The organism is Streptomyces sp. NPDC058051, assembly GCF_042885475.1.
Classification (GTDB): domain Bacteria; phylum Actinomycetota; class Actinomycetes; order Streptomycetales; family Streptomycetaceae; genus Streptomyces.
This window is the reverse complement of the sequence record NZ_JBHVRW010000024.1, coordinates 93,114-103,830: the sequence shown is the minus strand read 5'-3', so window position 1 is coordinate 103,830 and position 10,717 is coordinate 93,114. Positions and strand designations below refer to the sequence as shown.

Annotated in this window: 7 protein-coding genes and 3 tRNA genes; 5 read left to right on the top strand and 5 right to left on the bottom strand. The window is 70.3% G+C overall.

All coding sequences use genetic code 11. The features are described from left to right. Positions 1 to 132: 132 nt before the first annotated feature. Both ACFVUT_RS29860 and ACFVUT_RS29855 read right to left on the bottom strand, forming a co-directional pair. The gene (locus tag ACFVUT_RS29860) at positions 133 to 2,334 is read right to left on the bottom strand and encodes a DEAD/DEAH box helicase (RefSeq protein WP_389671076.1); all 2,202 of its coding nucleotides are present in this window, start codon (positions 2,332 to 2,334) and stop codon (positions 133 to 135) included. A gap of 238 nt (positions 2,335 to 2,572) precedes the next feature. Continuing rightward, positions 2,573 to 3,157 (bottom strand): hypothetical protein, encoded by a 585-nt coding sequence (locus tag ACFVUT_RS29855; RefSeq protein WP_389657255.1) that lies wholly within the window; start codon positions 3,155 to 3,157, stop codon positions 2,573 to 2,575. Between the two features lie 359 nt (positions 3,158 to 3,516). On the opposite strand from ACFVUT_RS29855, the gene ACFVUT_RS29850 reads away from it, so the two are divergent. The 4 genes from ACFVUT_RS29850 (at position 3,517) to ACFVUT_RS29835 (ending at position 4,299) form a co-directional block, all read left to right on the top strand. Continuing rightward, on the top strand, positions 3,517 to 3,867 hold the full coding sequence (locus ACFVUT_RS29850) for a metallopeptidase family protein (RefSeq protein WP_389657258.1): 351 nt from the start codon (positions 3,517 to 3,519) through the stop codon (positions 3,865 to 3,867). A gap of 146 nt (positions 3,868 to 4,013) precedes the next feature. Further along, a tRNA-Glu gene (locus ACFVUT_RS29845) sits at positions 4,014 to 4,086 on the top strand. A gap of 39 nt (positions 4,087 to 4,125) precedes the next feature. After that, positions 4,126 to 4,200 (top strand) — tRNA-Asp (locus ACFVUT_RS29840). Positions 4,201 to 4,222: 22 nt separating this feature from the next. Further along, positions 4,223 to 4,299 (top strand) — tRNA-Phe (locus ACFVUT_RS29835). Positions 4,300 to 4,337: 38 nt separating this feature from the next. On the opposite strand, the gene ACFVUT_RS29830 is transcribed toward ACFVUT_RS29835, so the two are convergent. From ACFVUT_RS29830 to ACFVUT_RS29820, 3 genes are read right to left on the bottom strand one after another with little or no spacing between them, the layout of a single operon-like run. After that, complete coding sequence (locus ACFVUT_RS29830) at positions 4,338 to 5,186, bottom strand: cytochrome c biogenesis CcdA family protein (protein ID WP_389657261.1); 849 nt, start codon at positions 5,184 to 5,186, stop codon at positions 4,338 to 4,340. Continuing rightward, positions 5,183 to 6,013, bottom strand: a complete 831-nt coding sequence (locus ACFVUT_RS29825; RefSeq protein WP_389657264.1) for a DsbA family protein — start codon at positions 6,011 to 6,013, stop codon at positions 5,183 to 5,185. The genes ACFVUT_RS29830 and ACFVUT_RS29825 overlap by 4 nt, the downstream gene beginning before the upstream one ends. A gap of 60 nt (positions 6,014 to 6,073) precedes the next feature. Continuing rightward, complete coding sequence (locus tag ACFVUT_RS29820; protein WP_389657267.1) at positions 6,074 to 6,577, bottom strand: hypothetical protein; 504 nt, start codon at positions 6,575 to 6,577, stop codon at positions 6,074 to 6,076. Positions 6,578 to 6,731: 154 nt separating this feature from the next. Between ACFVUT_RS29820 and hrpA the strand changes: the two genes are divergently transcribed. Further along, complete coding sequence (hrpA, locus tag ACFVUT_RS29815; RefSeq protein ID WP_389657270.1) at positions 6,732 to 10,700, top strand: ATP-dependent RNA helicase HrpA; 3,969 nt, start codon at positions 6,732 to 6,734, stop codon at positions 10,698 to 10,700. The last annotated feature ends 17 nt before the right edge of the window (positions 10,701 to 10,717 follow it).

Below are 10,717 nucleotides of genomic sequence, written 5' to 3'. Positions count from 1 at the left end.
GCTCCGGGACCGGGCCGTGGTGTACGTGGACGGTGTCCGGAGGGGTGTGCTGAGCGACGGGACCGACGAGTGGGCCCGCTCCTCGAAGAACCTCAGCGGACCTTCACCTTCAGCAGGTCCGCTTCACCGCGTTCAGCCGTTGCGCTTCCAGCGCGGCTTGTCGTCGCGGCGGCCGAAGGAACCGGAGTTGGTGCCGGTGCCACGGTGGTCGTCGCGGCGGCCTTGGGGGCGGTCGCCTCCGGAGCGGAAGCCGCCCGACGGACGGTCGTCGCGACGGTCGCGGTTGAACGGACGGTCACTGCCACCGGAGCGGAACCCGCCGGAGGGGCGGTCGTCGCGACGGTCCCGGTTGAACGACGGACGGTCGTTGTCACGACGGTCGAAGGAACGGCCACCCGACGAACGGTCGTCACGACGGTCGTTGGAACGGAACCCGCCGGAGGGGCGGTCGTCACGGCGGTCCCGGTTGAACGACGGACGGTCGTTGTCACGACGGTCGAAGGAACGGCCACCCGACGAACGGTCGTCACGACGGTCGTTGGAACGGAACCCGCCGGAGGGGCGGTCGTCGCGACGGTCCCGGTTGAACGACGGACGGTCGTTGTCACGACGGTCGAAGGAACGACCACCCGACGAACGGTCGTCACGACGCTGGAAGCCGCGGTCGTCACGGCGGTCGTTGCCACCTCGGTAGCCGCCGCGGTCACCGCCACGGTCCCGGCGATCGAAGTTGCCGCGGTCGTCGCGACGGTCGTCACGGGCGGCGGGCTGCTCCGGTACGGAGACGGCGGCCTCGACGGCGGCCTCCGCCTCGGCGACGGCCTCGGCCACGGCGGCCTCGGGGTCGTCGCCCCGCTCACGCGCGGCACGGGCGACCAGGCGGTCGGCCTCCTCGCGCAGCTCGCCGGCGCGGCGCTGGACGCGCTCCAGCTGCCTGGTCAGGTCGGCGACCTCGCGCTCGGCCTGCTTGGCGGCGTTGTTCGCGGAGTCGGCCTGGACCTCGGTCAGCGAACGGGCGCCGGTGATCTCGGCGACCTCCGGGTCGAAGGCGCCCGCGCCACCCACGATGTGACGCGAGGCGTCGACGCCCGCGTCCTCCATGAGGCGGAAGATCTGGCGGCGCTGGTGCGGCAGCGCCAGCGAGACGACGACCCCGGACTTGCCGGCGCGAGCGGTACGGCCCGAGCGGTGCAGGTAGTCCTTGTGGTCACCGGCCGGGTCCACGTTGAGCACCAGGTCGATGCCGTCGACGTGGATACCGCGGGCGGCGACGTCGGTCGCGACGAGTGCGTTGACGTAACCGTCCTTGAAGTCGGCGAGCACGCGGGTACGGGCACCCTGCGTCATGCCGCCGTGCAGCGCGTCCGCCTTCACGCCCGCCTCGACGAGCTGCTCGGCGATGCGGTCGGCGCCCAGCTGGGTGCGGACGAAGATGATGGTGCGGCCCTTGCGGGCGGCGATGGCGGAGGTGACCGGCGCCTTGTCCTTCGGCTTCACGACGAGGACGTGGTGCGTCATGGTCGTGACGTTGCCCTGGGCGCTGTCGACCTCGTGGCTCACCGGGTTGTTGAGGTAACGCTTGACCAGCGTGCCGATCTCGTTCTCCATCGTGGCGGAGAAGAGCATGCGCTGACCGCCGACCGGAACCTGGTCGAGCAGTTCGGTGACCTCGGGCAGGAAGCCCAGGTCGGACATCTGGTCGGCCTCGTCGAGGACGGCGACCTGGACGTTCTCCAGGGAGCAGGCACCCCGGTTGATGATGTCGCGCAGCCGGCCCGGGGTGGCGACGAGGATGTCGACACCGCGCTCCAGCGCGTAGATCTGGTTGCCCATCGACGTACCGCCGCAGACGACCTTCATCTTCAGGCCGAGCACGTCGCCGTACGGCTGAAGGGCGTCCGCGACCTGCATCGCGAGCTCACGGGTCGGGGTGAGGATGACCGCGCGGGGCTTCTTCTTCTCCGTGTGGCCGCCGGCCAGCGTGGCCAGGGTCGGCAGACCGAAGGAGAGCGTCTTGCCGGAGCCGGTACGGCCACGGCCCAGGATGTCCTTGCCGGCCAGGGCGTCCGGGATGGTCGCTGCCTGGATCGGGAAGGGCGCGGTCACACCGTTCTGCGCCAGCTTGCGGACGATGCCCTCGGGCAGTCCCAGGTCGGCGAAGGTGATGGTCGGCTCGGCATCGGCGTCGGCGGACTCGGCCTGCTCGGCGTCTGCGGCGGACTCGACCTGCTCGGCGACCTGCTCGGCAGCCTGCTCGGCGACCTGCTCGGCCTGGGGGGCGTCGGCCTCTACGGAGTCGACGACAAGCTCGTCGTTCTCGACGTTCTCGGGCATGACGGTGTGGTCAGGACTGGAAATTGACATGCGAAATGCGAAACCTTCCGGAGTCTCGGCACGCGCCCGTAACTCCGTGATCGCAATTTCGACCGCCTCAATGCGGTCCAGCCACGGCAAGGGAGAGTACGCGCCACACGGCGCGCTTCTGTTTCGGCGCCGGGCAATGGGATCAAACGATCTACCACCATACGCACTCCCCCCCACATTGCGCAAACCGCCCTCCTCTACGCGCCCGCTAGACCGGCTCCACCTGCGGCGACACGTCCGGTGTCCGCATCAACGCCGGCTTCTCCAGCGCACTCATCGCGTCGTTGCGGAGCTGAGCCGCCGACGAGGCGGACGACTGCGGCGACGGCTCCGCGGGTTCCGGCTCCGGTTCCGGGGAACCGGGCGGCTCGGAGGCGGCCGGTTCGGACGGCGGCGATTCGGGCTGCTGCGGCACCCCGGGCGCCGACGGTGGGACCGAGGGGGCCGGCAGCCCGCCGCCCCGCGTCTCCCCGGGCCCGCCCGGCCCGGCGCCGGGGCGTACGCGGCCCGGCGAGTCCGGGGAATCGGCGGACGCGGAGCCGCTCGGCTGTGCCGATTCCGTCCGGTCGGCCGCCTCCCGTTCGGAATGTGCCTCCGCGCCGCCACCGGTGCGGGCACCGCCCGCGCCTGCCACGGTCTCGCCGTCCGGCCCGGCCACGCTCCCCTTCGGCTCGGACGACGGCGACGTCGCGGGTTTCCCTCCGTCGTCGCCGACGCTCATACAGCCTGTGGACGTGGCGACCGTCACTGCGATGACGGCCGCCCATCGGACGCGGGCGGACAACTGACGCACGGGAGGCACCTCCGGGAAGTACGAAGAGGAGACGGAGCGGTACGGAAAGGAAGGGGGCTCCGTGTCCAACTCCCGCGGCCCCGAGGGGGACACGCCCCGCGTCCGGCCCGCACACCTCCCGCACGCCTCCTGCGCGCCACCCGCACCGCGCGGGCCGGCGGTACCGCGTCGGCCGTGGGGCCCCGGCCGGCCAGGCCCCGGGACCACTTTCGGGGCAGGGACTCTCACCGGCGGGCGGCATCGCCGGCCGGTGCCCGGGGCCACCCGGTGGCCGTGTCGCCGGGGCGGGGCTCGCCCACCGGACCAGTCCGCCCCGCCAGATGTATCTCCGATCGACGATCGTCCCGGACAATGGCCCTGTGCTGGAGATGACGCGCGAGGCATTCGAAGAGCTGGTGAGTGAAGCCCTGGACCAGATCCCGCCGGAGCTGACGCGGGTCATGGACAACGTGGCCGTCTTCGTGGAGGACGAGCCCCCGGCTGACGACCCGGAGCTGCTGGGCCTCTACGAGGGAACCCCGCTCACCGAGCGCGGGGAGTGGTACGCCGGCGTCCTCCCGGACCGCATCACGATCTACCGGGGCCCGACCCTGCGCTTCTGCGAGACGCCGGAGGATGTCGTCCACGAGGTGGCCGTGACGGTCGTCCACGAGGTGGCGCACCACTTCGGCATCGAGGACGCACGGCTCCACGAACTGGGCTGGGGCTGACTCCCCCGCCTCCCCGGCCTCTCCGCCTCCCGGGTCTCCCCGGCCCCTCCCGCGACCTCGCCGTAAACCGTTTTGGCGATAGCTGCCGCCATCCCATATGCTTCTCACGTCCCCGACGCGCTGGAAAGCGCGCAGGTGGGCCCTTAGCCCTCATCGTCTAGTGGCCCAGGACGCCGCCCTTTCAAGGCGGTAGCACGGGTTCGAATCCCGTTGGGGGCACGCAACAAACGTGTGCGAGACTTGTCTCGCACACCGCTTGGTCCTGTGGAGCAGTTTGGAGTGCTCGCCACCCTGTCAAGGTGGAGGCCGCGGGTTCAAATCCCGTCAGGACCGCTGCAGCCTTTTTGAGCTGCGTGGCTGGGTAGCTCAGTTGGTACGAGCGATCGCCTGAAAAGCGATAGGTCGCCGGTTCGATCCCGGCCCCAGCCACCACCCGAAGGCCCCGTCCACCGGACGGGGCCTTCGCCGTGTCAGGTCTCTTCCCGCTCCCCCGAGTTCGCGCTCCGGCCGCGCCAGGCCCGTGCCGCCAGGACCAGCAGCACCACCAGGACCACGGCCACCAGCGCCGGCGCGTCCGGCACGTGCTCGCCGACGCGCTGGACCCGCTGCTCCACGGCGAACGACTTGTCCACATCCAGCAGTCCGGGCAGCGCCGTCGTCCCGTCGTAGGCAAGGAAGAGCGTGCCGAGGCCGATGAAGAAGAGCCCGGAAAGCAGCGTCGTGGTGTGGAGTTCGAATCGGCCGAGCCGGAAGGCGCGCCCCCGCAGCCACACGCGCCGGCCCAGGTCGAAACGTTCCCAGAGCAACGCGAGCAGAAAGAGCGGAGCCGCCATGCCCAGCGCGTAGACGGCGAGCAGCAGCCCGCCGTAGACCGGGCTGCCGCTGACCGTCGCCACGGTGAGGACGCTGCCGAGGATCGGACCCGCGCAGAAACCGGCCAGTCCGTATACGGCGCCCAGTGCATAGACCGATACAGCGGTGGTCGGGCGGATCCGGCCGCTGAGAGCGGCGATCCGGCGCGACGCGAAGCCCAGACCCACGATCTGCACGATGCCGAGCACGATGATCAGCCACCCCGCGCCGAGGACGAGCGCGTCACGATGGCGGTAGAAGAGACGCCCGGCGTACGAGCCCGCGGCGCCGAGCGGGACCAGGGTGGTGGCCAGACCGGCGTAGAAGATGCCGGTACGGGCCAGGAGCCGTGAGACGGAGTCGATGGAGTACGCGAAGAAGGCGGGCAGGAGGAGAGCGCTGCAGGGGCTGAGCAGGGCGAGCAGTCCGCCGAGGAAGGCCGCGACATAGCCGGCGTCCGCCGTCATTTCGCGCTGCCGTCGACGTTCTCGGCGTCCGTGCCACTCCTGGCGTCCTCGGCGTCCGTACCGCGCTTGGCGTCCTGCGTGGTGCGGGTCTTCTCGACCGCTGCCTCGATGACCCCGGCGAAGGTCTCCACCGACTGGGCCCCGGCGATCGGGCGGCCGTTGATCAGGAAGGACGGGGTGGAGGTCGCGCCGATCCCGTATCCCTGTTCCTGGTCCTTGCTCACCGCGGCGGACGCGGCGGAGCTGTCGGCGTCGCGCGCGAAGCGGTCGAGGTCCGCGACCCCGGCCTGCTGGGCGAGGGCCCGCAGCCGGTCCTTTCCGAACCCCTTCTCCTTGACGCCCTCGGCGTACGCGGCACGGTGGAACTGCCAGAAGCGGCCCTGCTGCCCGGCGGCCCAGGCGGCGCGGGCCGCGGCCTCGGACTCGGCGCCGAAGATCGGGAAGTTGCGCCACTCGATGCGCAGGGTGCCGTTGTCGACGTACTTCTTCACCAGGGCGGGTTCGGTGTCACGGGCGAACGTGCCGCAGTAGCCGCACTTGAAGTCGGCGTACTCGATGAGGACGACGGGCGCGTCGACCCGGCCCTGCGCGAGCTTGTCACCGGCGTCGCGCCGGGCGAGCTTTTCCAGCTCCGGATAGGCGCCGGCGTCCGGGGCCTCGGTGACATCGGCGACCGACGAGGAAGAGGAGGGCAAGGAGGCGGAGTGGTCGGGTGCGGTCGCCCGGTAGGAGACGAAGCCGAGCAGAGCGGCGGCGACGACGACTCCGGCGCCGTAGAACAGCGGCTTCCTGGACGACGGTGTGCGTGAGGACATGGACTTGGGCATGCGGGGCTCCGTGCTGGTGGTGCGGGAGGGAAGGGGTACGGCCGGTCGGAGCGAGGCCGTCTACACCCTCAGCACGGAGAGCTCGACCGGGGTGGGCGCGACGGCGGCGGGGCGCGGTTCTATCCGTACGGCCGGGTCGGCCGGTCCCTGTCCGGTGGCGGGCAGGCCCCACTCGGCGGGGCCGGGCGCCTGGTCGCACGCCGCTCGGGTCCGGCCCGGCAGGGCCGGCTCGCCGTCCTCGCTCTTCCGGCTCTTGCCGCATCCGGGGATCCCGTGCCGGTCCGCGGACGACGCCGCCACCAGGGCGAGACTCTCCGGAGCGCCCTGCGCGGCCACCAGGCCGAGACTGTCCGGAACGCCCGGCGGGACATCCGACACGGCAGCCCGCGCGGAGCTGCCCGAAACGGCCCTTGCGGTATCCGCCGCGGCGGCCGTACGTCCCGAGACGCCTCCGACCGCCGTACGCCCTGCCGCGTCGCTCGCGACTCCCGTCACCGAACCGCAGAACAGTCCGAGTACCACCGCGAGCACCGCCACCAGGCAGCACCACTGTGTACGGGACACGGCGACCGGCCTTTCCGGACGGGGCAACGGGTGGTCAGCTGCGGAAATGGTACGTGCTGTGATCCCGCGTATCCGCGCAGTGCCGACGTGGTGACCCGGACCGCACAAAATATGTTCGCCGTTCGCCGGGCCCGGGTGAGATCCTGGGCTCCGTATGTCTACTTCCTTCGCTGATCTCCAGCACCAGCTCGGACAGATCTCGCTCCGTGACGCGCACCGGCTCGGTCGCCGTCTCGAAGGGGCGCGCCGCATCCGCAAGCCAGAGGCCCGGCAGGCCGTGCTGGACGAGATCGCCACCGAGGCCGGAAAGGCTGCCGAGCGGCTCGCCCGGCGTGCCGAGCGCAGGCCGGACCTGTCCTACCCGGAACAGCTCCCGGTCAGTCAGAAGAAGGACGAGATCCTGGAGGCGATACGCGACCACCAGGTCGTGATCGTCGCCGGGGAGACCGGTTCCGGCAAGACGACGCAGATCCCGAAGATCTGCATGGAGCTGGGGCGCGGTGTCCGGGGCATGATCGGCCACACCCAGCCGCGCCGGATCGCGGCCCGTACCGTCGCCGAGCGCGTCGCGGACGAGCTGAAGACCCCGCTGGGCGAAGCCGTCGGCTGGAAGGTCCGTTTCACCGACCAGGTGAACCCCGACGCGACGTACGTCAAGCTGATGACGGACGGCATCCTGCTGGCCGAGATCCAGACGGACCGCCAGTTGCGCGCGTACGACACGATCATCATCGACGAGGCCCACGAGCGGTCGCTGAACATCGACTTCCTGCTCGGGTATCTGGCCAGGCTGCTGCCCGAGCGCCCGGATCTGAAGGTCGTCATCACCTCGGCGACGATCGACCCCGAGCGGTTCGCACGGCACTTCGGTCAGGCGCCGATCGTCGAGGTCAGCGGGCGTACGTACCCGGTGGAGGTGCGCTACCGTCCGCTCCTCGAAGAGGACGGCGACGACGCGGACCGGGACCAGATCACGGCGATCTGCGACGCCGTCGACGAGCTCCAGTCGGAGGGGCCGGGCGATGTCCTGGTCTTCCTCTCCGGCGAACGCGAGATCCGCGACACCGCGGACGCGCTGAACAAGAAGAACCTCCGCCACACCGAGGTGCTCCCCCTCTACGCCCGGCTCTCGCACGCCGAGCAGCACCGCGTCTTCCAGCGGACCCCCCACGGCATCGTCCGCAGGATCGTCCTGGCGACCAACGTCGCCGAGACGTCGCTGACCGTCCCCGGCATCAAGTACGTGATCGACCCGGGCAACGCCCGTATCTCCCGCTACAGCCACCGCACCAAGGTCCAGCGGCTGCCGATCGAGCGGATCTCCCAGGCCAGCGCCAACCAGCGCAAGGGCCGCTGCGGCCGTACGTCGGACGGCATCTGCATCCGGTTGTACTCCGAGGACGACTTCCTGACCCGTCCGGAGTTCACCGACCCCGAGATCCTGCGCACGAACCTGGCCTCCGTCATCCTGCAGATGACCGCGGCCAACCTCGGCGACATCGAGAAGTTCCCCTTCATCGACCCGCCGGACCACCGCAACATCCGCGACGGCATCCAGCTCCTCCAGGAGCTCGGCGCGCTGGAACAGGACGAGAAGTCCGCCCGGGAAGGGAAGAAGGGGCAGCACCTCACCGATTTGGGGCGGAAGCTCTCGCAGCTGCCCGTCGACCCACGCCTGGCCCGCATGGTCATCGAGGCCGACCGCAACGGCTGTGTCCGTGAGGTCATGGTGATCGCCTCCGCGCTCTCCATCCAGGACCCGCGCGAGCGGCCCTCGGAGAAGCAGACGCAGGCCGATCAGCAGCACGCCCGTTTCAAGGACGAGACCTCCGACTTCCTGGCGTTCCTGAATCTGTGGCGGTACATCCGCGAGCAGCAGAAGGAGCGCGGCTCGTCCAGCTTCCGCCGGATGTGCAAGCAGGAGTACCTCAACTACCTGCGCATCCGGGAATGGCAGGACATCTACGCCCAGCTGCGTACGGTGGCCAAGCAGATGGGCATGCAGGTCGGGGAGCCCTCGGCGGGCGCGGACGCCCCCGAGCAGTCGGTCCACACCTCGCTGCTGGCCGGTCTGCTCTCGCACATCGGGCTGAAGGACACCGAGAAGAACGAGTACCTGGGGGCCCGCAGCGCCAAGTTCGCGATCTTCCCCGGATCGGCGCTCTTCAAGAAGCAGCCGCGGTTCGTGATGTCGGCCGAGCTGGTCGAGACGTCCCGGCTGTGGGCGCGGGTCAATGCCAAGGTCGAGCCCGAGTGGATCGAGCCGCTGGCTCAGCACCTGCTGAAGCGCACCTACAGCGAGCCGCACTGGGAGAAGGACCAGGCGGCGGTGATGGCCTTCGAGCGGGTCACGCTGTACGGGGTGCCCATCGTCGCCCAGCGCAAGATCAATTTCGGCCGGATCGATGCCGAGACCTCCCGCGACCTGTTCATCCGCAATGCCCTGGTCGAGGGCGACTGGCGGACGCACCACCAGTTCTTCCACGACAACCGCAAGCTCCTCGGCGAGGTCGAAGAGCTTGAGCACCGCGCCCGGCGCCGCGACATCCTCGTGGACGACGAGACGCTCTTCGACTTCTACGACCAGCGCATCCCCGAGCACGTGGTCTCCGGGGCGCACTTCGACTCCTGGTGGAAGCACAAGCGCCGCGACGAGCCGGACGCGCTGGACTTCGAGCGCTCGATGCTCATCAACGAGAAGGCCGGGACGGTCACCAAGGACGACTACCCGGACTCCTGGCGGCAGGGGAAGCTCAAGTTCAGGGTGACGTACCAGTTCGAGCCCGGCGCGGACGCGGACGGCGTGACCGTGCACGTACCGCTCCAGGTGCTCAACCAGGTCACCGCCGAGGGCTTCGACTGGCAGATCCCCGGTCTGCGCGAAGAAGTGGTCACGGAGCTGATCCGCTCGTTGCCCAAGCCGATCCGCCGGCACTATGTCCCCGCACCGAACTACGCGGGCACGTTCCTGGACCGGGCTGTTCCGCTCCAGGAACCGCTGCCGGTCACCCTGGCCCGGGAGCTCCAGCGCATGGTCGGCGTCCCGGTCGACGCCGGCGACTTCGACCTGACCCGCGTCCCGGACCACCTGAAGATCACCTTCCGGATCGTCGACGAGCGGCGTCGCAAGGTCGCCGAGGGCAAGGACCTGGAGGCGCTGAAGCTCCAACTGCGCCCCAAGGCCCGCCAGGCCATCTCCAAGGCCGCCGCGGCCACCGCGGGCCCGTCGGGCGAGTCCATCGAGCGTTCGGGCCTCACGGACTGGACGATCGGCACGCTGGACCGGGTCTTCGAGACCCGGCGTGCCGGCCAGCCCGTCAAGGCGTATCCGGCGCTCGTCGACCAGGACGGGGCCGCGGCGGGCACCGTCGCCGTACGCCTCTTCGACACCGAGGCCGAGCAGCAGCAGGCGATGTGGCGCGGCACCCGGAAGCTGATCCTCCTGAACATCCCGGTGAACCCGGCGAAGTTCGTCTCGGACCAGCTGACGAATCAGCAGAAGCTGGCCCTGTCCCGCAATCCGCACGGCTCCATCCAGGCGCTCTTCGAGGACTGCGCGACGGCGGCCGCCGACCGGCTGATCGGCGTGCACGGCGGCCCCGCCTGGGACGAGGAGTCGTTCCGCAAGCTGTACGACAAGGTGCGTGCCGACCTCGTCGCACTGACCGAGCACACCGTCAAGCAGGTCCAGCAGGTGCTGGCCGCCTGGCAGTCCTGCGAGCGGCGCCTGAAGGCCACCCACAGCCTCGTCCTGGTCGACAACGTCGCCGACGTACGGAACCAGCTCGCGGCCCTCGTGCCACCGGGCTTCGTCACCGCGACCGGGCTGCGCAGGCTGCCCGACCTGATGCGCTATCTGGTCGCCGCGGACCGTCGGCTCCAGCAGATGCCCACCGCCGTCCAGCGCGACACCACGCGCATGGAGAAGGTGCACGAGATGCAGGACGAGTACGCCTGGCTGCTCGAACAGATGCCGCAGGGCAGGCCCGTTCCGCAGGAGGTCCTGGACATCCGCTGGATGATCGAGGAGCTCCGGGTCAGCTACTTCGCGCACGCCCTGGGGACGGCTCAACCCGTCTCCGACAAGCGGATCGTGAAGGCGATCGACGCGGCGGCGCCGTGAGGCGGCCCCGCGAGGGC